The sequence below is a fragment of the Paraburkholderia sp. SSBN10T genome (assembly GCF_056619545.1).
Window position 1 is genome coordinate 285,155 of the sequence record NZ_JBWQQI010000008.1, and the last position, 26,069, is coordinate 311,223.

At 64.1% G+C, this 26,069-nt stretch carries 24 protein-coding genes and 2 pseudogenes; 13 read left to right on the top strand and 13 right to left on the bottom strand.

What is annotated here, in order from left to right; translation table 11 throughout:
• Position 1: 1 nt before the first annotated feature.
• From AC1ECK_RS15565 to AC1ECK_RS15575, 3 genes are read right to left on the bottom strand one after another with little or no spacing between them, the layout of a single operon-like run.
• Positions 2-1,072 carry an MSMEG_0568 family radical SAM protein gene (locus AC1ECK_RS15565; protein WP_480320646.1) on the bottom strand — a complete coding sequence of 357 codons (1,071 nt, stop codon included), beginning with the start codon at positions 1,070-1,072 and terminating at the stop codon, positions 2-4.
• Positions 1,065-2,111 (bottom strand): Nit6803 family nitrilase, encoded by a 1,047-nt coding sequence (locus tag AC1ECK_RS15570; protein WP_480320589.1) that lies wholly within the window; start codon positions 2,109-2,111, stop codon positions 1,065-1,067. Before AC1ECK_RS15570 ends, AC1ECK_RS15565 begins: the two co-directional genes overlap by 8 nt.
• An 18-nt stretch (positions 2,112-2,129) precedes the next feature.
• Positions 2,130-2,612 carry an MSMEG_0572/Sll0783 family nitrogen starvation response protein gene (locus AC1ECK_RS15575; RefSeq protein WP_054040483.1) on the bottom strand — a complete coding sequence of 161 codons (483 nt, stop codon included), beginning with the start codon at positions 2,610-2,612 and terminating at the stop codon, positions 2,130-2,132.
• A gap of 429 nt (positions 2,613-3,041) precedes the next feature.
• Here AC1ECK_RS15575 and AC1ECK_RS15580 point away from each other — a divergent pair, with 429 nt between their 5' ends.
• From AC1ECK_RS15580 to AC1ECK_RS15595, 4 genes are all read left to right on the top strand, one after another.
• Positions 3,042-4,433 (top strand): aminotransferase-like domain-containing protein, encoded by a 1,392-nt coding sequence (locus AC1ECK_RS15580; RefSeq protein WP_480320591.1) that lies wholly within the window; start codon positions 3,042-3,044, stop codon positions 4,431-4,433.
• Between the two features lie 322 nt (positions 4,434-4,755).
• Positions 4,756-6,555 carry a methyl-accepting chemotaxis protein gene (locus AC1ECK_RS15585; RefSeq protein ID WP_480320593.1) on the top strand — a complete coding sequence of 600 codons (1,800 nt, stop codon included), beginning with the start codon at positions 4,756-4,758 and terminating at the stop codon, positions 6,553-6,555.
• A 183-nt stretch (positions 6,556-6,738) separates the two neighbouring features.
• Positions 6,739-8,319 carry a methyl-accepting chemotaxis protein gene (locus AC1ECK_RS15590; protein WP_480320595.1) on the top strand — a complete coding sequence of 527 codons (1,581 nt, stop codon included), beginning with the start codon at positions 6,739-6,741 and terminating at the stop codon, positions 8,317-8,319.
• 110 nt (positions 8,320-8,429) lie between these two features.
• The gene (locus AC1ECK_RS15595; protein ID WP_480320597.1) at positions 8,430-10,142 is read left to right on the top strand and encodes a hypothetical protein; all 1,713 of its coding nucleotides are present in this window, start codon (positions 8,430-8,432) and stop codon (positions 10,140-10,142) included.
• Between the two features lie 176 nt (positions 10,143-10,318).
• Here the strand turns inward: AC1ECK_RS15595 and AC1ECK_RS15600 are convergent.
• Positions 10,319-10,552, bottom strand: a pseudogene (locus AC1ECK_RS15600) (methyl-accepting chemotaxis protein); the annotation flags it as partial.
• A gap of 221 nt (positions 10,553-10,773) precedes the next feature.
• Here AC1ECK_RS15600 and AC1ECK_RS15605 point away from each other — a divergent pair.
• The 5 genes from AC1ECK_RS15605 to AC1ECK_RS15625 are packed head-to-tail and all read left to right on the top strand — an operon-like array spanning position 10,774 to position 12,595.
• Complete coding sequence (locus AC1ECK_RS15605) at positions 10,774-11,259, top strand: Hcp family type VI secretion system effector (RefSeq protein ID WP_480320599.1); 486 nt, start codon at positions 10,774-10,776, stop codon at positions 11,257-11,259.
• Between the two features lie 12 nt (positions 11,260-11,271).
• Positions 11,272-11,790 (top strand): DUF2778 domain-containing protein, encoded by a 519-nt coding sequence (locus AC1ECK_RS15610; protein WP_480320601.1) that lies wholly within the window; start codon positions 11,272-11,274, stop codon positions 11,788-11,790.
• The gene (locus AC1ECK_RS15615) at positions 11,771-12,043 is read left to right on the top strand and encodes a hypothetical protein (protein WP_480320603.1); all 273 of its coding nucleotides are present in this window, start codon (positions 11,771-11,773) and stop codon (positions 12,041-12,043) included. The genes AC1ECK_RS15610 and AC1ECK_RS15615 overlap by 20 nt, the downstream gene beginning before the upstream one ends.
• A gap of 9 nt (positions 12,044-12,052) precedes the next feature.
• Positions 12,053-12,325, top strand: a complete 273-nt coding sequence (locus tag AC1ECK_RS15620; protein WP_480320605.1) for a hypothetical protein — start codon at positions 12,053-12,055, stop codon at positions 12,323-12,325.
• Between the two features lie 3 nt (positions 12,326-12,328).
• Positions 12,329-12,595, top strand: a complete 267-nt coding sequence (locus tag AC1ECK_RS15625; RefSeq protein WP_480320607.1) for a hypothetical protein — start codon at positions 12,329-12,331, stop codon at positions 12,593-12,595.
• A gap of 29 nt (positions 12,596-12,624) precedes the next feature.
• Here the strand turns inward: AC1ECK_RS15625 and AC1ECK_RS15630 are convergent, their stop codons facing one another.
• From AC1ECK_RS15630 to AC1ECK_RS15645, 4 genes and pseudogenes are all read right to left on the bottom strand, one after another.
• On the bottom strand, positions 12,625-13,005 hold the full coding sequence (locus AC1ECK_RS15630; RefSeq protein ID WP_480320609.1) for a DUF5594 family protein: 381 nt from the start codon (positions 13,003-13,005) through the stop codon (positions 12,625-12,627).
• 180 nt (positions 13,006-13,185) lie between these two features.
• Positions 13,186-13,902, bottom strand: a pseudogene (locus AC1ECK_RS15635) (dienelactone hydrolase family protein); the annotation flags it as partial.
• Between the two features lie 27 nt (positions 13,903-13,929).
• The gene (locus tag AC1ECK_RS15640; RefSeq protein ID WP_480320611.1) at positions 13,930-14,451 is read right to left on the bottom strand and encodes an alpha/beta hydrolase family protein; all 522 of its coding nucleotides are present in this window, start codon (positions 14,449-14,451) and stop codon (positions 13,930-13,932) included.
• A gap of 262 nt (positions 14,452-14,713) precedes the next feature.
• Complete coding sequence (locus tag AC1ECK_RS15645) at positions 14,714-15,883, bottom strand: porin (RefSeq protein WP_480320613.1); 1,170 nt, start codon at positions 15,881-15,883, stop codon at positions 14,714-14,716.
• Positions 15,884-16,138: 255 nt separating this feature from the next.
• Between AC1ECK_RS15645 and AC1ECK_RS15650 the strand changes: the two genes are divergently transcribed.
• The 4 genes from AC1ECK_RS15650 to AC1ECK_RS15665 are packed head-to-tail and all read left to right on the top strand — an operon-like array spanning position 16,139 to position 20,943.
• Positions 16,139-18,250: an FUSC family protein gene (locus AC1ECK_RS15650; RefSeq protein WP_480320615.1), complete on the top strand. Its 2,112-nt coding sequence runs from the start codon at positions 16,139-16,141 to the stop codon at positions 18,248-18,250.
• Between the two features lie 34 nt (positions 18,251-18,284).
• Positions 18,285-18,494: a DUF1656 domain-containing protein gene (locus tag AC1ECK_RS15655; protein ID WP_480320617.1), complete on the top strand. Its 210-nt coding sequence runs from the start codon at positions 18,285-18,287 to the stop codon at positions 18,492-18,494.
• Positions 18,491-19,495: an efflux RND transporter periplasmic adaptor subunit gene (locus AC1ECK_RS15660; protein ID WP_480320619.1), complete on the top strand. Its 1,005-nt coding sequence runs from the start codon at positions 18,491-18,493 to the stop codon at positions 19,493-19,495. Before AC1ECK_RS15655 ends, AC1ECK_RS15660 begins: the two co-directional genes overlap by 4 nt.
• Positions 19,492-20,943, top strand: a complete 1,452-nt coding sequence (locus AC1ECK_RS15665) for an efflux transporter outer membrane subunit (RefSeq protein WP_480320621.1) — start codon at positions 19,492-19,494, stop codon at positions 20,941-20,943. Before AC1ECK_RS15660 ends, AC1ECK_RS15665 begins: the two co-directional genes overlap by 4 nt.
• Before the next feature lie 11 nt (positions 20,944-20,954).
• Here the strand turns inward: AC1ECK_RS15665 and AC1ECK_RS15670 are convergent, their stop codons facing one another.
• The 5 genes from AC1ECK_RS15670 to ansP are packed head-to-tail and all read right to left on the bottom strand — an operon-like array spanning position 20,955 to position 25,880.
• Entirely contained in the window at positions 20,955-21,110 is a 156-nt protein-coding gene (locus tag AC1ECK_RS15670; RefSeq protein WP_480320623.1) for a hypothetical protein, read from the bottom strand.
• Between the two features lie 8 nt (positions 21,111-21,118).
• On the bottom strand, positions 21,119-21,949 hold the full coding sequence (locus tag AC1ECK_RS15675; RefSeq protein WP_480320625.1) for a transglutaminase family protein: 831 nt from the start codon (positions 21,947-21,949) through the stop codon (positions 21,119-21,121).
• A gap of 8 nt (positions 21,950-21,957) precedes the next feature.
• Positions 21,958-22,899, bottom strand: coding sequence for an alpha-E domain-containing protein (locus AC1ECK_RS15680; RefSeq protein WP_480320627.1), 942 nt, complete (start codon positions 22,897-22,899; stop codon positions 21,958-21,960).
• Positions 22,900-22,933: 34 nt separating this feature from the next.
• The gene (locus AC1ECK_RS15685) at positions 22,934-24,331 is read right to left on the bottom strand and encodes a circularly permuted type 2 ATP-grasp protein (protein WP_480320647.1); all 1,398 of its coding nucleotides are present in this window, start codon (positions 24,329-24,331) and stop codon (positions 22,934-22,936) included.
• A gap of 52 nt (positions 24,332-24,383) precedes the next feature.
• The gene (gene ansP, locus AC1ECK_RS15690; RefSeq protein ID WP_480320629.1) at positions 24,384-25,880 is read right to left on the bottom strand and encodes an L-asparagine permease; all 1,497 of its coding nucleotides are present in this window, start codon (positions 25,878-25,880) and stop codon (positions 24,384-24,386) included.
• Positions 25,881-26,069: the final 189 nt, after the last annotated feature.

Here is a 26,069-nt window from a genome sequence, read left to right on the forward strand (position 1 = left end):
GTCACACCTCGTACGAAGACAGCGACGAACACGCGCCGCATTTTCCGCAACCGGCCTTGATATCGCTCGAACGCAACCCGGCGGCGGCGAGCATCGCACCGAGCGGCTGCAGCACCGACTTCATGAATTCGGGTGTGGGCGCCGGATGGTCCTCGAGCGGCGTGCCGCTGATCGGCACGAACGGCACCACAAACGGATACACGCCGAGTTCGATCAGCTCGCGCGAGATCGCCAGAATCGCTGCCGCGCTATCGCCAAGCCCGGCGAGGATATAGGTGCTCACCTGGCCACGGCCGAACACCGCCACCGCGGCCTTGAACGCCTCCATGTAGCGCGCTAGCGGCACGCTCGACTTGCCCGGCATGATGCGTTCGCGCACGGCCGGCGTCACGACTTCGAGATGCATGCCAAGCGTATCGATGCCGCTCGCTTTCATCCGCGCGAACCAGCGGTCGTCGTCGGGCGGTTCGCACTGCGCCTGGATCGGCAGGTCGACGGCCGCGCGGATCGCAAACGCGCTTTCGCAGAGAATCTGCGCGCCGCGGTCGCCGGTGGGCGGCGTGCCGGTGGTCAGCACCATGTGCCTGACGCCGTCGAGCAGCACCGCCGCGCGCGCCACTTCGGCGAGTTGCTCGGGGCTCTTGCGCACAATCGTGCGGCCCGCCGCGAGCGACTGGCCGATCGCGCAGAACTTGCAGCTCTTGCGGCGGCTCTCGTAGCGGATGCAGGTCTGCAGGACCGTCGTGGCCAACACGTCGGCGCCATGCAGCGTGGCGATATGCGAATACGGCACCCCATCGAGCGTCTGCATGGCGTAGAAGCGCGGCGCGCGGGGAAAGCTGATATTGGCGATCGGAATCGTGCCGCGCAGCAGCGCACTGGTGCCGCTTGCGTCGGCGGGCGCCGCCACGAACGGCGAATGCCAGGCCGTGTTGGTATGCACCGGCACCATGATGGTCACGCCATCAACCGTCACGGCCTTGTGGTCCGACGGCCCCGCGCCGCCGCGCCGGCTGGCGGCGCCCGCATCCGGATCGGCGAGCCGCAAGCCGGCCGACTGCAGCTCAGTCATCAATTGCCGGCTCGCAGCCGGCAGCGTCTCGTTGGCGTTCATCGCGGCATCCCACGGTTGAGTTGAAATCGGCGCCGGCGCAAGCGGCGGAAGCAGCACCCCACGAAGGCATCGGCGACACCGTCGCGGCCGGCCGTTCGTTGATGACGAGGCTCAGCAGTTCAGGCCGCGCATAATGGCCGACCGAATCCATCATGCGTTTGCGCTTGGTGATCAGCGCCATGTCGAGATCGGCGATCACCATGCCCTCGCCCTCGCGCAGCGGCGCGGCCAGATGCTGCCCTTCGGGCGAAATGATTGCGGTATTGCAGCCGCCGCGCAGCGCCTTCTGCAGATTCGTATCGCTCGTGACCGAAGCAATCTGCGCTTCGCTCAGCCACCCCGTCGCATTCACGACGAAGCAGCCCGACTCGAGCGCGTGATGGCGGATCGTCACTTCGATCTGTTCGGCGAAGATCGGCCCCACCAGCGAGCCGGGAAACTGGCTGCAGTGAATCTCCTCGTGCTGCGTCATCAACGCATAGCGCGCGAGCGGGTTGTAGTGCTCCCAGCAGGCGAGTGCACCGACCCGTGCGGGCCCGGTCTGCACGACCTTCAGCCCGGCCGCGTCGCCTTGCCCCCAGATCATCCGCTCGTGGAAAGTCGGCGTGATCTTGCGGCGTTTCAGCAGCAACTGGCCGTCCACGTCGAAGATCAGTTGCGTGTTGTAAAGACTGCCGTGATCGCGCTCGTTGACACCGAGCACGACCACCATGCGATTGAGACGCGCCCGCTCGGCGACGGCCTGCGTCACCGGCCCCGGCACCACCACCGCCTCTTCGTAGAGCCGCATGTGATCGGCGCCGGAGGCCACCGGCGGCCGCACGAACGAGAAGTACGGGTAGTACGGCACGAAGGTCTCGGGAAACACGATCAACTGCACGCCTTCGCGCGCCGCTTGCTCGATCGCTTCGCAGACCTTGTCGAGGGTGCCGCCGCTGCGCTCGAAGTCGGGCGCAATCTGCACGGCAGCCGCGCGGACAATGCGTTTTTCAGACATGGTGATGGCCGCCTGTGCTCAGACCGTCCAGGTGTGGATGATTAGCGCGTTGTCCTTACGATGCAGAAGCTGAATGTCGAGCACATCGAGCGGACTGATCGGCCGGATCCCTTCGATCAGCGAAGCCTCGCCGTGTCCATACAGCGCCTGCAAGGCAAAACGGCACGCATACACCTTGCCGCCCTCTTCCATGAACTTCATCAACTGCTTGTTGAAGTTCAGATGGCCTGGAAACGCTTCGTCGCCGAGCGTCGGAAAGCCGCGTTGCAAGCCGAGCGTGACGCCCGGTCCGTACAGCAGCACGGACGTCTCGAAGCCTTTGCGTTGCAGGCGAGTAGCCTGCAGCAGATTGACGAAACCGATCGAGCCTTCGAACGCCACCGTGTGAAACGTGACGAGCGCCTTTTCGCCGGGCTCGGCCTTCACGTCCTCGAAGACCTTCTCTTCGTAATCGACGAGGTAATCGCCCTTCTGATGCAGCGGTTTGTTGACGGCTGGCATGGCACTCTCCAAAGTGGTTTGCGTGAACAGGAATGTTGCGCAATCACGTGCTTAACGTGGTAACGGGCGGCGCCGCCTGGCGCCTGCGCCGGCTCCACTAACGCAACGCCCGTGCCACTCATCGCCGCGGCCTATGCGATCACTTTCCAATCAAACAGGCGATCATTCGTTAAGCAAGCCGAAAAAAATTTTGGCCCGAAGCTTGCGTACAGCCGGTGCTGCCTGCAAAGGCGCCCATGCAGCCGCCGTTCGCACCAGCCGGGTGCGATCCGGCTGGTGCAGACGCGCAGAGCCGGTGCAGCCATTCACCAGATACGATCAATCCGATCAAGTCATGCAATCACTTTTTGGCGCTGCATCCAACCTGTTTGAGCGCGCCCGTGCAAAAACGGCCACGCTCCTACCCGTCACTGACTTGCTGCGAAAACGATGAGTAGCCCGACACATCACTGGATCAAACGCCTTGCCGAAATCCGCAAGCCCGCTTACCTCGCGATTCCCGACCTGATCGAAGAAGATCTCGCCAACGGGCGCCTGCGGCCGCGCGACCGGCTGCCCGGCCTGCGCGATCTCGCCGGCGAACTGGCGTTGAACTACACCACGGTGGCGCGCGCCTACGCCGAAGCGAAGAAGCGCGGCCTGCTCGATTCGCGCGCGGGCAGCGGCACCTTCGTGCGCGGCCGCACGGCGACGCTGCCGCTCGCAGGCGGCAGCAGCATCGAGATGACGATGAATACGCCGCCGGAGCCGGCCGAGCATGTGGCGCGGCTGCGCGAATCGGCCGCTCGTTTGATGGCTTCCAGCGACCCGTATCAGCTTTTGCGCTATCAGGACTTCGGCGGCACACCTGCCGACAAGGCGGCCGGCGCCGAATGGCTCAAACGCCGGCTGCCCAACTGTTCCACGGACAACGTCCTCGTGTGTCCGGGAATTCACAGCGCGCTGGTCGCACTGGTCTCGCAACTGGCGCGGCCGGGCGGCACGATCTGTCTCGACACGCTGGCCTATCCAGGCATCAAGGCCATCGCCGCGCAACTGGGCGTGCGCCTGCAGGCGCTCGCGCGCGATGACGAAGGGCCGCTCGCGCATGCCTTCGAAGCGCTGTGCAAGACCGACAAGCCGAGCGCGTTCTATTGCAACCCGACACTGCAGAACCCGAGCACGCTCACACTCACGCACAAGCGCCGTGAAGCGCTGGCCGACGTCGCGCTGCGCTACAGCGTGCCGATCATCGAGGACGACGCCTATGCGATGCTGCCGCTGCAGGCGCCCGATGCGCTGGCGAGCTTCGCGCCCGAGCTGACGTACTACATCACAGGCTTGTCCAAGAGTCTCGGCGCCGGCTTGCGGGTCGCCTACCTGCAGGCGCCCACGCCGCGCCAGACCCAGCGCCTCGCCGGCGCGTTGCGCGCCACCACGGTGATGGCGAGTCCCTTTACGGTGGCGCTTGCGACCGGGTGGATCAACGACGGCATCGCCCATGAGATGCTCAACGCGATCCGCAGCGAATCGAAAGCGCGCCAGGCGATTGCCGCGCGCGTACTCGATGCGTGGGCTTACGATGCGCATGCAGACGGCTTTCATCTGTGGTTGCCGATTCCCGGCGACGACGGCTGGAGTTCATCGGAGTTGGCGCTGCAGTTGCGCAACCAGGGCATCGCGGCCGTGGCAAGCGCTGCATTCTCGACCGACGGCAATCCGCCCAACGCATTGCGCGTGTGTCTCGGCGGTTCGAAGACCCGTGAAGAATGCGAGGCGGCGCTGCACATCATTGCCGAGACGCTCGAGCATCCCCATCATCTACACTCGGCGATCATGTGAGCCCCTACGCAACACAGACGGCGTGGTTAGCGGCGGCTCGCCGCCAAAGCACCCGCTTGCAATAAGTTCATACAAAAAGAGCAGCGATATCTGCGGACGAATGCAACACAGCGCCTCTGTAGCACGCGTTGAAAACAGCAGCGTGCCCGGCAAGATCGCCTGTCCTGACAAAGTGCCTTCCCACAAGGGCTAAAACGCTTGTCTGTAACGCGGCGAAAGCCTCTGCCGGCGCGTCCCGCTCAAGTCTGCCCTCGCGCCGCCGTATACCTGGACGAGGCGCGTTGCCTTGCCGATTCCTGCTCACCTCCAAAAGACGCCCACCATGTTCTCTTCCATTCGCGCACGCATCGTCGCCCTGTGCGTCGCCATCGTCGTCGTGGCACTGGCGGCCAATGCGGCTCTCAACTACGTCGTTGCCAACGGATACAACACCGCCTCGATCGACAACAGCCTCACGGCCGTCGAGAGCGGTCACGTGGCCGGCATCACCCAATGGGTTGCCGTCAATAGTCAGATGATTGACTCGTTGCAGGATACCGCGCTGCAGCCCGACCCGCTACCGACGTTCAAGCTGATGGCCAAAGCCGGCAACTTCGGCAACGTCTATGCCGGTTACCCCGACAAGACATCGAAGTTCGAGGACCCGACCGGCATCCCAGCCACCTTCGATCCGACCGTGCGCCCCTGGTACAAACAGGCGGTTGCTGCAGGCAAGGCGGTGGTGACGCTGCCGTACGTGTCCATCTCCAACGGTCGTCTGGTCGTGTCCTTCGCCTCACCGGTGGTTCGCGACGGCGCCCTGAAGGCCGTGGTGGCGGGCACCGTCGAAATGGACGCCGTGATCGCCAACGTCAAGGCCATTCATCCGACGCCGTCGAGCTTCGGCATGCTGGTGAACAGCAGCGGTCTGATCATCGCGCACCCCGACGCCAAGCTGAGCCTGAAGCCCGTCACCGATCTCATCCCCGAATTGAGCGCCGATAAGCTCGCTGCGCTCGCCACCGCGGATCATCCGCTGCAGGTCGACGTGGGCGGCAGCGCGAAGCTATTGCGCGCACAACCGATTGCCGGCACCGACTGGATCGCCGTCGTCGCGCTCGACAAAGCCGAAGCGACCGCCGGCATGCGTTCGCAACTGACCACCTCGATCATCGCGCTGATCGTGATTGCCGGCATTGCCGCCGCCGTGGTCGCCGCAGTGACCGCGGTGTCGTTCCGGCGCCTCTCGGAGGTCCGCGACGCAATGGATGGGATCGGCTCCGGCGAGGGCGACCTAACGCAGCGGCTGCCCGCCATCGGCACCGACGAAGTCGCGCAGATCGCGCGCTCGTTCAACACCTTCATCGACAAGCTGAACCGCGTGATGCGGCAGATTCGCGAGGCCAGCGAATCGGTGCGCGTGGCCGCCAACGAAATCGCCGCCGGTAACGGCGATCTCTCGGGCCGCACCGAGTCTGCTGCCGCAAGCCTGCAGCAGACCGCGGCTTCGATGGAACAAATCACCGCGACGGTCGGCCAGTCGGCGAGCGCCGCCAAGCAGGCCGACGACACCGCCACCTCCGCTTCGCACGTCGCTTCGCGCGGCGGCGTGGTGATCTCCGAAGTCATCACGACGATGCGCGAGATCGAAAACGCCTCGGTGAAGATTGCCGATATCATCGGCGTGATCGACGGCATCGCCTTCCAGACCAACATCCTCGCACTCAACGCCGCGGTCGAAGCCGCCCGCGCCGGCGAGCAGGGCCGCGGCTTCGCGGTGGTGGCGGGCGAGGTGCGCAGCCTCGCACAGCGCAGCGCGCAGGCCGCCAAGGAGATCAAGGCGTTGATCGAGTCGACGGTGGCGAGCGTCACATCGGGCTCGAACCAGGTGCGCCACGCGGGCGAAACGATGACGGAGATCGTCAGCAACGTCTCGAACGTGACGACGATCATTTCCGAAATCACCCAGGCCGCCAACGAGCAGACGCGCGGCATTCAGGAAGTGAACCGCGCGGTCAGCCAGCTCGACGAGATGGTGCAGCAAAACGCGGCACTGGTGGAGCAATCCACCGCGGCCGCTGCGGCGCTGCAATCGCAGGCCGTCAACCTTGCAACGGCCGTTACCCAGTTCCGGCTCGATTGAGCCATGCGTGTGCCTCAAGCGGCCCATCGTAAGCAGTTCTAATACCCGGAAGGTTCTTTTCGGACTTGCGGCGCACTTCACCGTGCCGCAAGGTGCCGGCCAGTTGAACCGGCTCCCGCCGCCGTGCCGATGTCACAAGCATCGGCGACAGCCGGCGAAGCGCATCACACATCAGGAGTTGCTGTGTCGTTTTATAGAAATCTGAAGATTGCCGCCAAGCTGGCGTTACTGGGCGCCGTGCTGCTGGCGGCCACGATGGTGGTCGGTCTGGAAGGATGGCATGCGCTGTCCGACACCCATGCGCTGCAAGTTCAGTCGGCCCAGACACTCGAGCAGTACGCGCAGGCCGCCGACACCGCGCGCGTTGCCCAGGTCGAATTCAAGAAGCAGGTCCAGGAGTGGAAAGACCTGCTCCTGCGCAGCAGCGATGCGGCGGCGTTCGCCACGCACCAGCAGGCGTTTGCCGCGCAAAGCGACAAGACCACCACAGCCTTGCAGAAGCTCAGAAGCCAGTTGAGCGCGTTAGGCGTGAGCCTCGACGGCGTGGACAACGCGCTGGCCACTCACGAGTCCTTGCAGACCAGCTATCTCGGCGCACTGAAGCACTTCGACGTGGCCGATCCGAACAGCCCGCACGTCGTGGATGCGCTCGTCAAAGGCATCGACCGCCCACCGACCGCGGCGATCGACGCGATCGTCGCTTCGGTTATGCAGCAAGCGCAGGCCTCCAACCAACGCATCGAGCAGGCCTCAGACGATGCCTACCGGCTCGCCTGCTCGCTGCTGCTGGTGGTCGTGCTCGGCGCGCTGGTGATCGGCGCAGCGGTCATCTGGTTCCTGAGCCGCAGTATCACCGTGCCGGTCAAACAGGCGGTGGGTGTCGCGCAAGCGGTCGCCGCCGGCGACCTGCGCGCCGACGTGGAAGTGTCGAGCAGCGACGAAACCGGCCAGTTGCTGATTGCACTGAACGACATGAATCACCGCTTGCGCCATATCGTCGGCGAAATCCGCGAAGGCGCCACGACGATCTCGTCGGCCACCCAGCAGATCGCCGCGGGCAATCTCGATCTGTCCGCGCGCACCGAACAGCAAGCGGCCTCGCTCGAAGAGACGGCCGCCTCGATGCAGCATTTCACCGCTTCCGTGCAACTGAACGCGAGCCACGCGCGCAATGCGACAACGCTCGCGCAAACCGCGGCGCAAGCGGCACGCGACGGCGGCACGGTGATGAGCGACGCCGTGCAGACCATGGAACAGATCAACGCATCCTCAAGGCGTATCGTCGACATCATCGGCGTGGTCGAAGCCATTGCTGCGCAGACCAACATTCTCGCGCTCAATGCTGCCGTCGAGGCGGCCCGCGCCGGCAATCAGGGCCGCGGCTTTGCGGTGGTCGCCGCGGAAGTGCGCAGTCTCGCGCAACGTTCGGCGGACGCAGCGCGTGAAGTCAAGGAACTGATCCGCGAGTCGGCCTCGACCATCGAAGCCGGCACGCAACTGATCCATCGGGCGAGCAGCACGATGGACGGCGTCGTCGAAAGCGCGGGCAGCGTCACGCGTATTGTCGAGGCGATCGCGACCGCCACGGCGGACCAGGCCACCGGCATTGGCGAAGTCAACGACGCGATCAACCAGATGGACCAGGTGACGCAGAGCAATGCGGCGCTGGTCGAACAGGCCGCGGCGGCTGCCGATGCGGTGCAGAGCAAGGCATCGGGACTCGTGCAGAGCGTGAGCTTCTTCAGAGTGGCCGCGGCAATCTGACGAAAGTGAAAGCGGCACGTCAATAATCGTTCATCAAGCGCTGTTAGGGTAGCTCGGTTGTCCTGCAAGTCCGTCACAAATATTCCCCCAACGTCGTACGGAGACTACAGATGCAAACCGATGCCCTTCCCTGCCTGCTTTCCCGCCTCGCTTCCCACTTCCCTTCCCATTCTGTTCACAAAGCGCGAACTCCACTGGTTGCACTGACACTCGCCGCCGCCAGTGCGAGCGCTTTCGCGCAGCCATTTTCTGACGGCGATGCCAGCCCGTTCTTTCCTGGCTTGCTGGTGGTGAGCCGCAGCGTGTATGACAATCTTTCGAGCAACGTCCAGGTCGGCCAGGTCCTGCCGCCGAACTGCGCGAGCACCACCGGCGGTTGTAGCGCCTCGACCGGCGCCATCAACGACGGCACCTACCCGTATGTCTGGAACAACGACGGCTACGACGGCAGCTTTGGCATTACCTCGCGAATCTTCCTCGATCAGATCACGCCGTCCGGCGAGCGGGTCAGCACGCTTGAAGTGCCGAACAGCCTGCAGCGGGATTCCACGCCCAACCATCTGGTGACGAGCTTCAGTTCCAAGTCGGAGCTCGGCCTGCATCTGTCCACCGACGGCAAGTACCTCACCTTCATGGGCTACGTCGCACCGGTCAATGCGCTCGACGTCTCGAATTCGAACACGCCGGGCGCCGTCGATCCGACCAACCCGGTCGGCGAAAACGTCTACCGCGCAGTGGCGCGAGTGGACCGCGAAGGCCATTTCCACTTCACCGAGACCAACGCATATAGCGGCAACAACGGTCGATCTGCAATCCTGAACAACAGCAACGGCCAGAACCTCTTCTACACGGCGGGTAATGCCGGCAACGGTGCGAATCCGCAGCCGAACGGCGTGATTCTCGGCGCGGGCGCGCAACTGATCGATCCGAGCAAGCAACCCGAAGCGCAGCAGGATCCGGGCACGCCGACGCCGGTCGGCAGCTTCTCCGTGACCGAACTCGGCGCCAAGGCCGACAAGATCGGCAAGGACGACAACCTGCGCGGCATGGCGGTGTACAACAACGTCATCTACTACACCAAGGGTAGCGGCAGCAACGGCGTGAACACGGTGTACTTCCTCGACACCACGGGCAAGGCCTGCCCGTCGGGCGTCGGAGTGCCGGCAGCCGGCGCCACGCTGCCGACCGCACCGCTTGCCTATAACGCGGCGACCTTGCAGAGCACCGGCCTGCCCAGCAATCTGTGCATCCTGGCGGGCTTCCCGTCGACGCCCAACAAGACCGCCACGACGCTCTCCTACCCGTTCGGCCTGTGGTTCGCCAACGCCACGACGCTCTATGTGGCCGACGAAGGCGACGGCTATACCGGCGGCGCGGATCTGTTCACGCATGCCGCCGCGCAAACCGGCGCCGGCCTGCAGAAATGGATCTACAACGCTGCGGCGAAAAAGTGGACGCTGGCCTATACGCTGCAAGCCGGTTTGAATCTCGGGACCGAGTACACGGTGCCGGGCTATCCGACCGGTGCGAATTCGGCTACCGGCCTGCCGTGGGCGCCGGCCAACGACGGCTTGCGCAACCTGACGGGCCGTGTCGAAGCCGACGGCACGGCGACGATCTGGGCGATTACCTCGACGGTGAGCGGTAACGGCGATACCGGCGCAGATCCGAACCAACTGGTGGTGACGCGCGATCTGCTGAAGAACACCACCGCCGCCCAGGCCGCCAGCGAGAAGTTCGTGACGTTGCGCAGCGCTGGGTTCGGTGAAGTGCTGCGCGGGGTGTCGTTCACGCCGGGTACCGGCTCGAACGGCTGGTTCTGAGCGGCCCCGGACCTGCCGCTGACGCGTCGGGCCCCCGAGGGAGTCAAGTAAGCTTGGGGCGGCCCGGCGTTTCTTTGAGAGCAACTGATGCGGGCCTGTTGCAATGCGTGACAGGAGTTGGCCGGGGACGGGCGGACACACAGCCCGTCCCCTTCAGCACCGGCGCGCGGGTTCCGTCAGTCGCGCGGGCGCGGTCTGAACGCCGCCACGATTTCGTTCAGTTGCCGCCCCTGATCTTCCAGCGAACGTGAGGCCGCGGCGGCCCGTTCGACGAGCGCCGCGTTTTGCTGCGTCACGTCGTCCATTTGCGTGATCGCCAGATTGACCTGCGCGATTCCCCCGCTCTGTTCATCGGAAGCCGCTGCGATCTCGCTCATGATCGCGGTCACCTGTGCCACTGCGTGCATGACCGCCGATTCCAAACGCGAAGGCGAGGCCTCTGCCGAATAGCTCCAGCGCCAAAACGAACACGCCCCCACATCGGGGCGTTTTGCTTTGAATCTGCTATTTGCCCATTTATTGTCAAATATCAGTTTTCTTACTCAAATTGCATCGTCTCGCATTGCGAATCCAAATGAACTTGGGTAAAAGAGACAGCTTTCATTAACCTTTCTCAAGGGGCGTTTTCGAGATGCCAATTCCTGCACATATGTGGCTTAAAGACGATGGCGGCGCCAACATCAAAGGTTCGTCAACCGTTCAGGATCGCGAAGGAAGTATTGAAATTATCAGTTTTGGCCACGGCGTGAATCTGCCGGTTGATCCCGCTAACGGCAAGATTACCGGTGCGCGTTCGCACTCACCCGTCTCGTTCGAAAAGGAGTTCGATGCAGCGACGCCCTATCTTTACAAGGCCGTGGCGAAGGGGCAAACGCTGGAATCTGCTGAGATCAAGTGGTATCGCATCAACTACGCGGGCAGGGAGGAAGTGTACTTCGTGATGCTACTCGAAGGCGTAAAGGTCTGCGGCATCAATCCCGGCATGGCTAATAGCAGGCTGGCGCAGACGTCTGCGCTCAATCACGTTGAAGCCGTGTCGATGATGTATGAGCGCATTACCTGGCACTATCTCGACGGCAATATCAAATATACCGATTCGTGGAATGAACGCGGATAAGCGGGGGTGACAATGGCTCTTACTGGAAAATTTATTGTTGATAATAAATGGCTGTCACCGCTCACGATTGATGGTATTGGTACATACGACGCATTTTCGGGCGATGAAATCTATCGGAGCCGGGGCGGATGCACGGCGATGGCCAGCAAGGGACCTATTCCAGCCGGTAAGTACTGGATCGTCGCGCGTCCTACTGGTGGCGTAGGCTCCAAGGTTCAAGCGTGGTTTAAAGATGAGTGGAATTTCTACAAGGGGAATCCGTCCGATCACAGCGAATGGTTTGCACTGTATCGGGATGACGGGATGATTGACGACGTGACGTGGGTCAATGGTGTCAAGCGTGGGCAGTTCCGGTTGCATCCAGCAGGTGGTTCGGGCTTGTCATTCGGCTGCATTACTCTTCCGAGCCGTGTTGATTTCCTGAGAATCCGTACGGCGCTGCTGCACACCAAAACCATCGCTGCTGGCAATTCAGGGCTTAACTCATACGGGACAATCGAGGTCATCACGCATGGCAATACTTGTCCGTAGGCTATTCAAGGTCGCGCTGTTTATCGGGTTGCTTCTTCTTTCAGTCCGTTATATCCCGCTGTCCAATGAGTGGACACTAGCCGAAACGCGCGCATGGATTCGTGCGTCGGACTGGCTCGGTGTAGACGATCCCGAGAACTTGTATTTCGCGGTCTGGCTGACGATCGAACTGATCGTGGCGGCGCTTGCCTATGTGGCGATCATGAGGCTATGGAGGTGCTATCGCGGCAAAAAGGGTCGCGCCGAGAAATAGCGAATGAGAATGTCCGCACTTGTCCGCAGACTATTCAAGGTCGCGCTGTTTATCGGGTTGTTTCTTATTTCCGCTCGCTATATCCCGCTATCCGATAAGTGGACAGCAAGCGAAGCGCGTGCTTGGTGGCGTGCTTCGGATTGGCTCGGCATCGAGGACCCCAGCGACTTGTATTTCATGGTGTGGGTGACGATCGAACTGATCGTCGCGGCGCTTGCCTATGTGGCGATCATGAGGCTATGGAGGTGCTATCGCGGCAAAAAGGGTCGCGCCGAGAAATAGCGAATGAGAATGTCCGCACCTGTCCGTAACGCGCATAAAGTTGTGCTGTTTTTAGGCCTGTTCCTTCTGTCATTCATTTTCGTGCGCCCGCTTCACTATGAGTGGTCACAGACAGAAATGCGCGCATGGTTGTACACATCGCAGGCGCTCGGTATTCGCGATCCTGAAGATTTGTACATCTTGGTATGGGTAACCATTGAATTGCTCGTTGCAATCGGCGCTTATATCGCGATCATGAAGCTATGGCGGTACTACCAAACGAGGTCATAGGCGGACGACAGCACACGGCATGGTGGGCGTCAAGACTCGAAGTCGAGACCGCCTAGCAGGACTTCCGGCTCTCCTTGGGTATGCGAACGAAAATCGATTTCGCGGGCGTTGCGCCATGCATCGAGCTTGCGCGGGATGGCATTCAGGTATCCGGCAAAGCGCGCCTCGCCGCCTTCGCTCATCAGGCGTTCGATCTCGTCGCTGTCCCAGGTCAGGTGCAGGTTGAGCGGGTGGGGATAGTGCCGCAATACTTCGATCGGCCCGGCCCAGACCCTCACGCAGGTCGGGTGGCCGTGGCCGCGGTAAGGCACGACTTCGGCGTGGACACCGGTGTCGAACAATCCGGCAATGGTGGCGGCAATACGGGGGGCAAATTCGCGCTCGAACCTCGCGACGGTCTCCGGACGCATGGGTGTCTCCTTCGTGCTCTGCGTCGATCGTAGCATGAGCAGAACGCGCTCCGGCAGCATGAGCGTTATCGGCGGATCGCCTCGGAACGTGCCGGTGGCGCAGTGCGCGCCGTGCTTTCGCGCGGCGAGCTTTCGTCAGGTCTTCTCAGCGAAGCCACGTCGCGGCGCGGCACGGTCCGCCTACGGTACGACCTGCTGACCCAGCGCATAAACCTTGCACTCGGACCACTTCGCCTGGCAGTGTTCCAACGCGTGCTGAGCGGCCTCCTGCGCAGTACGCTCCGTCAGGTCGAGGTTGCAGTGACCGCCTTGCGCGGTCACGAACGCCTTGCCCTCATTGCGCCACGCGCCGTAGTCGTTGAAGCGCTCCTGGCAGCCGCGATTCAGACCCTCCGGCTGCGGCAATGCGGCCAACGCGGGCAATTCGACCACCATCCCGGTCGGCAGGTTCAACGACTTCAGGAAAGGTTCGACGCTCGGCCACCAGGCATCGGCAGGGGCTTCGTAGAGCAGTTCATGCCCGTCCTCGTGAAACGCCGGCAGCACCGTGAGCTGCGCCTGGGCACCGTGCGCGGTATAAGCGCTGAGCATCTGGTTAGCGAGCTCAGGACTGAAGTAATGGTCGTTATCCGACCAGACCCACTGGCTCGGAATTTTCGCGGTCGCACCATATTCGCCGACCGCCGCCACCAGTTGATCCGGGCGGCACACATAGTCCGGGCGGCTCGAACCGCGGCCGCCGGCGAAATCCAGCACGCCCACCACGCCTTGCGGGTTGCGCGCCGCGGCCGCCAGCACCGCAAAACCGCCGGTGGATTTGCCGAGCAGAAGCACGCGCTGGCCATCCACCCAAGGTTGCGCGCGCAAGGCTTCCAGCGCGCCGAGCACGTCGTCGGCGGACGCCTTGCCCGGTCCGAGATAGTCCTAGTTGCGGCACGAACCGCTGCTCTCCGCATACGGCCCGTCGGAGCGGCCGAAGCCGCGGCGCAACACCACCACCGCCGCGTAACCGTGCTGCGCGAAAGCCACCGCCGCGTTCAGCAGCAGCTCCGGCGCCCGGTCCGTCACACCGGCTCCCGAGCTACGCGGCGTGCCGGGCGTCATCAATACCAGCGGCCAGCGCCCGGGACGATCCGGACGCACGACCAGCGCTTCGAGCGTCGGCCTGGCGCCGTCGGGCAGATTGATTGGCAGTCCGATGCGCTCGCGCACAAGACCCGGCAGCAGGGAGGCGACGGACGCGCCGCTGGCCGGCTGCAGGGACACAGTGGCAGAGGACGCGCCACTGGGCGGCTGAAGGGTCGCGGCTGTGGCTTGTGCCAGCGCGCAAAGCGGCGCGCTTGCCGTCGCCAGCAACAACAAAGCGTGAGCGCGCACCCGGCGCGAAGTCCGGCGCAACCACTGTGCGCCATGCAGACGAATAAAGTGGGCAGGCTTGTCTCTCATGTTTGCAGGCCTTTGCGGATTGAGTGCCGGGGAGCGGCGGCAGGTGCCGGCCACACGAGGTCATCGCACCCGATTCTAGTGTGCGACCGTGCAAACGGTCTATGCCACGCAGTTCGCCTGGCCTGCGTCCGCGTCTGCGTCCGCGGCGCACCCATGATGCACCCGGCATCGATTGCACCCAACCCAGCAAAAAGGGCCTGCGGTTCGCACCGCAGGCCCTTTGCTCAACAAGCGAAGCCGGTCAGCCGGCCGCCCTGCCTGCTTAGAACTTATGACGAATCCCCACAACAGCCACATCCTGAGAGTTGCTGCCCGAATTCACGCCAAAGTCGCCGATCGACGCCTCCGCGTTCACCGTTGCGCCGCTCGAATTCAAGGTCTTGCCGCTCGCCTTCTGGTAGCCGAACAGCGCGTAGAGATCGGTGCGTTTAGACACGGAATAGTCGCCGCCAAGGTTGACCTGGTTATAGTGCGCCGACGACGGCCCCGTCAATGACGTGTAGTTATAGCCCACGCCCGCACGCAGCGCCGGCGTGAACTGGTAGTTGAAGAACACCGAGCCGTTGTTGAACTTCGCCGTTTCGCGGAACACGGAGAACGCATCGCTGCCGTACTGCGTATTCGAATAGGCCGCGCCGAGCGTCGCCGCACCAATCACATACTGGCCGCCCACCTTGGCAATCTGGATCGACCGGGCGCTCGCAAAGCCCGAGTTGATCACCGTATTGAACAGGCTGTCCGAGCTGCTGGTCCAGGTGCGCACGCCGTTGCTCAGCGTATTGCCGCCATTGGTATAGAAATAGCCGGCGCCGAGCGACAGCGGTCCGTTCCCATAGGCCGCGCCGAAGCTGTAAGTGCGGCCGCTGCCGGTCGCGCCGGCCACGCCGCCGAGGCCATACAGCGCTTCGATCTGGAAGCCGCTGTAGACCGGGCTGACGTACTTGATCGAGTTGCTGACGCGCAAGCTGTTGTCGTAGTTGTCGAGGTCGCCGGGCGTGCCGAAGACGCCGCCGAAGTAGGCGTCTTCGGTGAGCCCCTGGACCAGATCGACGACCGGGTCGTACTGGCGGCCCAGCGTCACCGTACCCCACCTGTTGCCGCTCAATCCCACCACCGCCTTGCGGCCGAACTCGCGGCTGCCCTGGCCGAGCGCGCCCGTGCCCACGTTGAAGCCGTTTTCCAACTGGAAGATGGCCGCCAGCCCGCCGCCCAGATCTTCCGTGCCCTTGAGGCCCCAGCGGCTGCCCTGGACATTGCCGCTGCTGAACTTGACCAGCGTGGACTGGTTCTGGCCGTTGCTGCTTTGCGCGTTGTGCACGTAGGCGATACCGGCGTCGACAATGCCGTACAGGGTGACGCTGCTTTGCGCATGCGCACCGGCGGACAGGAGCATGCCGGCAGGCACCGCCAGAAGAGAAAGGCGCTTTTTCATAGGGTGATTTCCCGTAGTCGAGGTGTTGTTTTGATGACCGGGAAGAACGATAAAAGAAGCACGTGCCGGCGCGAACCAAGGATTTCTTCGATCCATATGAAACGCCGCCTGCGGACACCGCAATCCACGCATGCCCGCAATGCGGTTCGAAGCGCACTAGCGGGACAGACTCATTTATCATTCACCTTTCGGAGAAGGCCCGCCGCCGCACCGGCGAGGCCCCGCCCCACGCCCCCCAATCGCCGCCCGACACCGATGGTCTACCCTTCACTGCGCGACTGGCTGTTCTCGGTCAAGACCTTTGCGGCGGCCATGCTCGCGCTCTACATCGGGCTCGCGTTCGAATTGCCGCGCCCGTACTGGGCCATGGCGACCGTCTATATCGTCTCGAATCCGTTTGTCGGCGCGACCCGTTCGAAGGCGCTCTATCGCGCGCTCGGCACCGCCATCGGCGCCTCGGCGGCGGTGCTGTTCGTGCCGCCCTTCGTGGAATCGCCCTACCTGTTCAGCGTGGTGGTGGCGCTCTGGACCGGCACCCTGCTGTATCTGGCCATCTCCGACCGGACCGCGCGCAGCTACGTCTTCATGCTGGCGGGCTACACCATGCCGCTGATCGCGTTGCCCGCGGTGTTCAACCCCACCAACATATTCGACCTCGCCATCACCCGCACCGAGGAGATCCTGCTCGGCATCGTCTGCGCAAGCGTCGTCGGCGGCGCGGTGTTTCCGAACCGGCTGGCGCCCTCCATCATCGAGCGCACCGACGGCTGGTTTCGCGACGCCGTGTTCTACGCCACCGAAACGCTCTCCGGACGGATTGCCGGCGCCTCGATCTCGGCCTGCCGCCAGCGGCTCGCGGCCACTGTCAACGGCCTCGAACTGCTGTTGAGCCAGCTTGCCTACGACCACACCCGCCCCGACGTGCTGAGCCGCGCGCACGCCCTGCGCGGCCGCATGCAACTGCTGCTGCCGATCATGTCGTCGCTCGCCGACCCGCTGGTCGCCCTGCTCGGCAGCCAGCGGGAGCGTCCTGCCGGACTCGAAGCGCTGCTCGCCGATGTCGTCAACTGGTTCAACACGCCATTGCGGGCGGCCCGTGACGACGCGCGGCCCGGCCTCGCCGCCGATGCGCTGCGCGAGCGCGTCGCCGCGCTGGAGCCGGCGCCCGCCGAGCTGGCCAGTTGGGAAGGCGCCCTGCTGTCGAATGCGCTGTGGCGCCTCAAACAACTGATCGACGTCTGGCAGGATTGCTGCGCGCTGCGCCGCATCATCGTCACAGAAGACATCACGGGAAGCAGCACCTGGCAGCCGCGCTTCCGTCATTGGCGGCTCGGCGGCACCGAGCGCTATTTCGACCGCGGCATCATGCTGTTTTCGACCGGCTCGGCGGTCGGCGCCATCATCCTCGCGTGCGTGCTGTGGATCAGCTCGGGCTGGAACGACGGCGCCGGCGCGGTCACGCTGGCCGCCGTGGCCTGCTGCTTCTTTGCCGCGCTCGACGAACCCGCGCCGCAAGTGTTCAAGTTCTTCACCGCGACTGCCGCGAGCGTCGCGCTTGCCGGGCTGTACCTGTTCGCGGTGCTGCCGCACGTGCACGATTTCCCGATGCTGGTGATCCTGTTTGCCGGACCGTTCATTCTGGTCGGCACGCTGATCCCGCGTCCGCAGTTCAATCTCGCGACGATGCTGGTGGCCGTCAACACCGCCACCTTCATCAGCATCCAGGATGCCTACGACGCGGACTTCTTCGTCTTCATCAACAGCAATCTCGCGGGTCTTGCGGGCCTCCTGTACGCCTTCCTGTGGACCAAGGTGACGCGGCCGTTCGGCGCCGAACTCGCAGCGGCCCGCCTGTTGCGTTCGAGCTGGGCCGACGTGGTGCTGAGCGCGTCGACCAAGCCGATCGAGGATCAGCGCAATCTCGCTGCACGCATGCTCGACCGCCTGATGCAACTGATTCCGCGGCTCGCGGCGACCGACGACCACCGCCATCCGTCCATCGAAAGTTTCCGCGACCTGCGCATCGCCTTCAACGCGCTCGACCTGCGCCGTCTGCGTCTGAAGCTAGGCGGGGAAGCGCCCGCTGCGATCGACGGCGTACTCGACGGCATCCGCGGTCACTTCGAAACCTGCATCGAGCACCGCGTGCGCCAGCCGGTGCCCGAGAGCCTGATGTCCACCATCGATGCGGCGCTCGCGAGGATCACCGCGCAGGGCCTCGCCAACGCGGCGAGCGGCACGCCCCTCTCCGGGCGCCAGTTGCGCGACGCGCTGCATGCGCTGGTCGGCCTGCGCCTGTCGTTGTTTCCGGCCACGATCGCTTCGCTGACTCCGCCCGCTGCACCTAAAGAGGAACCTGTCGCCTGATGAGCCCCTTGACCTCACCTCAGCAATCCGAACCATGATCGGCGAGATCGATATCTTCGGCGTGTTCGTACCGAGCGTGCTCGTGCTGATGTTCGTCGCCTATCTGATCAACCTCGTGCTGCGCGCGCTGCTCGCGCGCACCGGCTTCTATCGCTTCGTCTGGCACCGCTCCATTTTCGATCTCGGCATCTATGTGCTGGTGCTGGGTCTTGTCGTCATCGTTTCGCACCGGCTCATAACGTGAAAAAAACCTGGTTCTCCATCGGTCAGATCGTGCTGACCCTGATCGTCGTCGTGATCGCGGGCGTTGTCCTGTGGAAGCTGGTCGACTACTACATGTATTCGCCGTGGACCCGCGACGGTCATGTGCGCGCCGATATCATCCAGGTCGCACCGGACGTGTCGGGCCTCATCACCGAGGTCGCCGTGACCGACAACCAGCAGGTCAAGCGCGGCCAGACGTTGTTCGTGATCGATCAGGCGCGCTATACGCTGGCGCTGCGCCAGGCGCAAGCCACTTTGCAGCAGCGTCGCGCCACGCTCGATCAGGCCCGCCGCGAGGACGTGCGCAACCATCAGCTCGGCGATCTGGTGGCGCGCGAAGCGGCGGAAGAAAGCCGCTCGCGCGTCGAGCAGGACGAAGCCGCGTTGGCGGATGCCACGGTGGCGGTCGATACGGCGACGCTCAATCTGCAACGGACCAACGTCGTGAGCCCGGTGGACGGCTACCTGAACGACCGGGCGCCGCGTACCGGCGAATTCGCGGCGGCGGGCCGCGCGGTGCTCTCGGTGGTGGACATGCATTCGTTCCGCGTCGACGGTTACTTCGAGGAAACCAAGCTGGGCGGCATCGACATCGGCCAGGCCGTCGACATCAAGGTGATGGGCGAGCCGGATGTGCTGCGCGGCCACGTGCAGAGCATCGTCGCCGGTATCGAGGATCGTGACCGCACCCAGGGCTCGAACCTGCTGCCGAACGTGAACCCGGCGTTCAGTTGGGTGCGCCTCGCCCAACGTATTCCGGTGCGCGTCGCGCTCGATGACATACCGAAGGACTTCCGCATGATCGCCGGGCGCACGGCCACGGTGTCCGTGCGTGGCCTGGCGCCGTCGCTGGGCAAGCGCGAGGCGGCCGATCATACGGTGGCCTCGGCAGTGGCGCCGGAGCCGGCGCCCGTGATAAAGCCCGCCGCGCAGTCCGGGTCACAGTCCACCCCGCAGCCCGCAGCGAGCGCCGCACGATGAAACTGCCGCGCACGCTCCCCGCCCTGCCGCCGGCGTCGCTCGCGCCGCTGCTGCTCGCGCTATGCGCCTGCACCGTCGGCCCGAACTATTCGCTGCCGAAGGCCGCGATGGTCAATGCGCCATTTGCCGACGCGCCGCTGCCCGATGTCGACGGCCAGCACGTCTCGCAACAGCCGGTGCCGGCGGACTGGTGGCATCTGTACGACGATCCGGTCCTCGAGCAACTGGTCAACGACGCCCTGCAATCGAACACCGACCTGCGCGTGGCCGCAGCGAATCTGGCCCGCTCGCAGGAAGCGCTCGGCATCGCCCAGGCGCAAGGAGGCTTCTCCGGCAAGTCCTCCGCGGAATTCGTGCGGGCCCAGGAGTCCGCTGAACAATATCTGCTGACCAGCAAGCTGCCTGTGGTGAATGAAGGCGATGTCGGCGTCAGCATCTCGTACGAGTTCGATCTGTTCGGCAAGCTGCGCCGCGGCGTGGAAGCCGCGAACGCGGATAGCGAAGCAACCCGGGCAGCCGGCGATCTCGCCAGAATCACCGTGGTGGCGAACGTGGTGCGCGCCTATCTCGAGAACTGCTCCGCGGCCGAGGAACTGGCCGTTGCGCAGCAGTCGCTGGCGCTGCAGAAGCAACGCGTGGACGTCTCACGCCGCTTGCGCGATGCCGGGCGCGGCAATCAGCCGGATGTGACGAGCGGCCAGACCCAGGTCGAATCGCTGACGGCCGATCTGCCGCGCTACACCGCGCGCCGCAAGATCGCCCAGTATCAACTGGCGATGCTGCTCGCCCGTGCGCCGTCCGATCTGCCGCCTGCCGTGCTGACCTGCAACAAGGTGCCGCAGATCAAACAGGCTCTGCCGGTCGGCGACGGTGCGGCTTTGCTCAAACGGCGCCCCGATGTGCGCGAGGCCGAGCGGCAGCTTGCGGCCTCCACGGCGCGTATCGGCGTGGCAACCGGGACGCTGTATCCGACCGTGAGCTTCGGCGCGTCGGCTGGGTTGACCGGCGTCCTTGAGGATCTCGGCACCTCGCCCACCGCACGCTGGAACTTCGGACCGCTGATCAGTTGGACCTTCCCGACCAACGGCGCACGTGGCCGCGTGCGCGAGGCCGAGGACGCGAGCAGCGCGGCGCTCGCCCACTTCGATGGCGTGGTGCTCAACGCACTGCGCGAAACCGAAACCAGTCTGGCGACCTACGTGGCCGACTACAGCCGCGCCGACGCCTTGCGAGCGGCGCTCAAATCGGCGACGGCGTCTGCCAGCGAAACGCACCGGCTGTATGTGGGTGGGCGCGAGTCGTTCATTGCGGATCTGGATGCGACGCGCACGCTGACGGCGACGCGCGCGCAGGTGGCGGCAGCGGAAGGCCAGGTGGCGCTCGATCAGGCCAATCTGTTCCTCGCGCTGGGGGGTGGGTGGGAGACGCAGACGCCTGCAGTGAAGTAACCCGCTGCGCCTCAATCCATCTCCGTGAGCGCGGCGGCGAGGATCATCGCGTCGCCATTGGCGGGACGGTGCTGCCCCGCCCGCGGCTTGAAGATCGCGTCGCCCGTGTGAGGCGACTGCCGCGGCCAGAAATACCAGGTGGACGCGGCGTGTACCGCTCGCGCCACCCGCCTGACTAGCCTTGGCTTTGACTCTGACTCTGGCCTTGCACCTGCGTCACCGTGATCCCGACCGTCAGCGTCTCCGCCCCCGCGCCGGTGCGCACGCCGGACACCGGCATCGCGTCGCGGTAGTCGAGACCGGTCGCCATGCGCACATAGCGCTCGTCGGGACACTTGTTGTTGGCCGCATCGAAGCCGACCCACCCTAGCCCCTCGATATGCGCCTCTGCCCAGGCGTGGCTCGCGCTTTGCTGCGCCACCTCCTCCATCAGCAGATAGCCCGAGATGTAGCGCGCCGGGACGCCGAGCCGGCGCGCCACGGCGATAAACGCGTGGGTGTGGTCCTGGCAGACGCCGCGCCCTTCGAGCAAGGCTGTTTCGGCGTCGGTGCCGACCCCGGTGGTGCCGGGCTCGTAGGCGATCAAGCCGTGGATCGCATTCATCAGCTTATGCAGCGAGTCCAGTTGCCCTTCGCCCGCGCGAAGCTCGGCGGCAAGCGCCTCGACGCGCTCGCCGGCGCGGGTCAGCGGCGTTTCCCGCTCGAAGATCCACGGCGGCGCCGTCTCGTTGGCCACGCCGTAGATGCCGGCCAGGTCCTGGGTGTCGACCGTGCCGGCGGCGACGATCTCGATCTCGCGCTTGTTGCGCTCGTGACGCACGAGTTCCACCCGGTTGCCGAGCCCGTCGGTCCAGCCGAGGGCCGGCTCGACGCCGTCGACCGTGACCTGCCAGTCGATGACCGTCTGTCCCGGCCCGCTGCGGGGCCGCAGCCGCAAGCGCTGCAATGCGTAAGGCACCGGTTGATCGTACTGATAGTGCGAAGTGTGGCGAATGGCGATACGCATGGCCGTACTCAATCGAAGTTGTAGGTCTCGGCGATTTCGAACCCGAGCCGGTTGTTCTGCGCAATGAAGCCGGTGAGAAACTCGTGCAGGCCATGCGCGAAGATCTGCTTGACCGTGTTGTCGCGCAGCGTCGCGAGCGTCGTGCCGGCCGTGCTCTGGCAAGGGTGCGTCACGCCGTAGTCCTGCGCCAGAAGACGCAGATTCTCGACGATGTTCACATAGCAGAAGTTCAGCGAGCGCGGCATGCGGCCGTTGAGGATCAGGTAGTCGGCGATGTTGGCGGGCTTGTACTGCACGTCGTAGACCCAGCGGTACGAGCGGTGCGCATCCACCGAGCGCAGGATCGACTCCCACTGGTAATTGTCGAGGGTCGTGCCGACATACGAGATCGCCGGCAGCAGCAGGTGATATTTGACGTCGAGAATGCGCGCCGTGTTGTCGGCGCGTTCGATGAAGGTGCCGATGCGCGCAAAGTTGAAGATCTCGTTGCGCAGCATGGTGCCGTGAAACGAGCCGCGAATCAGCGCCGCTTCGCGTTTGATGCGATCGAGCACGAACGGCAGCTCGCTCGCCTGCACCGGCTCCGCCAGCACCCGCTTGATCACCATCCACGCTTCGTTGACGCTCTCCCAGGTCTCGCGCGTGAGCGCGGTGCGCACCATGCGCGCGTTCGAGCGCGCCGCTTCGATGCTCGACAGCACGCTCGACGGATTGTCGGTGTCGCGCAGCAGATAGTCGGCGACGCTGTCCGCCGTACAGGTATCGTGCTTCTGCCGAAAGCCGTCTTCGGTCCCCGAGGTCGCCACCACGGACGACCATGTGGCCGGCGCGTCGGTGCTGCGCGTGAGCGCCATGCGCAATCCCGCATCGACCACCCGCGCGATGTTTTCCGCGCGCTCGATATAGCGGTGCATCCAGTAAAGCCCGCTTGCTGTGCGTCCAAGAAGCATGTGCTGCCCCACTCCGGTTTCTGTTTGCGACTGACTACTCGGCCAGTACCCACGTGTCTTTGGTGCCGCCGCCCTGGCTCGAATTGACGACCAGCGAGCCTTCCTTGAGCGCCACCCGCGTCAAGCCTCCCGGCGTGATGCGGATGCGATCCGAGACCAGCACGAACGGCCGCAGATCGACGTGACGCGGCGCGAGCCCCTGTTCGGTGAGAATCGGCGTGGTCGAGAGAGCGAGCGTCGGCTGCGCGATGTAGTTGTTCGGCCGCGCGCGCAAGCGCACGGCGAAGTCCTCGCGCTCCTGTTTCGAAGCCGTGGGCCCGACCAGCATGCCGTAGCCGCCTGAGCCATGAACTTCCTTGACGACCAGTTCGTCGAGATGGGCCAGCACGTACTTCAGGCTGTCCGGCTCGGAGCAACGCCATGTGGGCACGTTCTCGAGCATCGACTGGCGGCCCGTATAGAACTCGACGATCTCCGGCATGTACGAATAGATCGCCTTATCGTCGGCAATGCCGGTGCCCGGCGCATTGGCGATCGTGATGTTGCCCGCACGGTAGACATCCATGATGCCGGCCACGCCCAGCACCGAATCGCGGCGGAACGTCAGCGGATCGAGGTAGGCGTCGTCGAGGCGCCGGTACAGCACGTCGATGGCGCGAAAACCCTCGGTGGTGCGCATCGCCACGTGACCGTCCACGACCTGCAGATCGCTGCCCTCCACCAGATGCACGCCCATCTGGTCGGCGAGAAACGCATGCTCGTAATAAGCCGAGTTGTGAATGCCGGGCGTCAGCACGGCGATGGTCGGATTGGCGTGGTTGCCGCCGGGCGGACAGACCGCGGCAAGCGACTGGCGCAACAACTGCGGATAGGCTTCGACGGGCCGCACCTTGACCTGCTGGAACAGCTCGGGAAAGAGCTGCATCATGGTCTCGCGGTTCTCCAGCATGTACGACACGCCGGAGGGCGTGCGCGCATTGTCTTCGAGCACGTAGAACTGGTTCTCTGCAGTCCGTACGATATCGACACCGATGATATGCGTGTAGACATTGCCCGGCGGCCGAAAGCCGATCATCTCCGGCAAAAAGGCTTCGTTCTGCGCAATCAGTTCCTTCGGAATGCGCCCGGCCCGCACGATCTCCTGACGGTGATAGATATCGTCGAGAAACGCATTGAGCGCCATCACGCGCTGTTCGATGCCTTGTGCGAGGCGCGTCCATTCCTGGGCGGAAATGATGCGCGGGATGATGTCGAACGGAATCAGGCGCTCGGCCGCCTCTTCTTCGCCATAAACAGCAAACGTAATACCGGTCTTGCGAAACACGCTCTCGGCATCCTGAGCCTTCTGCGCGAGGTTCGCCGGGTTCTGGGTATCGAGCCATTGCTTGAGCAGATCGTACGGCGCGCGGACTCCATCAGCGGAGCTCAGCATCTCATCGAATGGCGTCACTTCGGTTCTCCATGCTGGTTGCGTTGGGCGAGCCTTAGCGCGGCTCGTCTTCGAGAATGCTTTGGGTGAGCGCGACCGATGGAATGGTCGGCTTCAGCATGGCGCCCGCGCGGCGGCGCACGCCATACCAGCCGGCGACCAGCAGCAGCACCACGAGCGGAATCGAGGCGACCGTCCAGGTGCCGTTCGGATAGTCGAATGCCATCAGCACCAGCACGCCCAGCAGGAAAGCCAGCGTCAGCCAGGAGGTCACCGGCGCGCCGGGCATCCTGAAGCTCACGGGTTCGGCTTCGCCGCGCGCCACCGCCTTGCGGAACTTCATCTGGCAGACCACGATAAACCCCCAGGTGCTGAGAATCCCGAGCGAGGCGATGTTCAGCACGATTTCGAACACGCTCGACGGCACGAAGTAGTTGAGCACCACGCCCACCACGTAGATCGCCACCGTCACGAGGATACCCGCGTAAGGCACCGATTGCGAGCTCATACGGGAGAGGAAGTGCGGCGCGGAACCGCCCATCGACAGCGCGCGCAGCACCCGGCCGGTCGAATACAGGCCGGAGTTCAGGCTCGAAAGCGCGGCGGACAGCACGACGATGTTCATCACCGAGCCCACGCCCGGCACGCCGAGCGCACCGAAGAAGGTGACGAACGGGCTTTGCCCGGCCTTGTAGGCGCTCCACGGCAGCAGGCAGACGAGCAGCACGACCGCGCCCACATAGAACAGGGCGATACGCCAGATCACGCTGTTGATGGCGCGCGGCAGCACCTTGCGCGCGTCCTTGCACTCGCCCGCGGCCGTACCGACCAGCTCGACGCCGGCAAACGCGAACACCACCCCTTGCACCAGCACCAGCGCGGGCAGCAGGCCATGCGGAAAGAAGCCGCCGTTCTCGCTGATCAGATGCACGCCCGTGCTGTTGCCGGCCACGTGGACGCCGGTGCCGAGGATGATCGAGCCGATCACGAGGAACAGCGAAATGGCGGCGACCTTGATAAGCGCGAACCAGAACTCCATCTCGGCAAACCATTTCACGCCGATCAGGTTCATGGCCGCGACGATGCACAGGGCAATCAGCGCAAACACCCATTGCGGCACCGAGGTAAAGGCGCCCCAGTAATGCATGTATAGCGCGACGGCGGTAATGTCGACGATGCCGGTCATCGCCCAGTTGAGGAAATACATCCAACCGGCCACAAACGAAGCCTTTTCGCCGAGAAACTCCCGCGCATAAGAGACGAAACTGCCGCTGCTCGGGCGATGCATGACCAGTTCGCCCAGCGCGCGCAGAATCAGAAACGAGAACACCCCGCATACCAGATAGACGATCGCCAATGACGGACCGGCAATCTGCAGGCGCGCGCCGGCCCCGAGAAACAGGCCCGTGCCGATTGCGCCGCCAATCGCGATCATCTGGACCTGGCGATTACCGAGCGTCTTGTGATATCCCGCTTCGTGCGATTCCAGCCAGCTTTGCTTATCCAGTTCGCCGCCGCCAGCCGGGCGCGGTGAGTTATCCAGTGTGGACATAATCGGTTCCTTTAACACGAGGCGGGAATTGACAATTAACGTTTGGCGGGCGCCATCCGGCGTTTTCTTATCGTGTCGCCATTGCGTAATCGCATGAGCAGTCAGGCGAACGGTATGTAGCCCAATTTATGGCGGCAACGCTCATGCATATTTCGACTAACACCCATCGAAAAAAAACATCGGTATGCT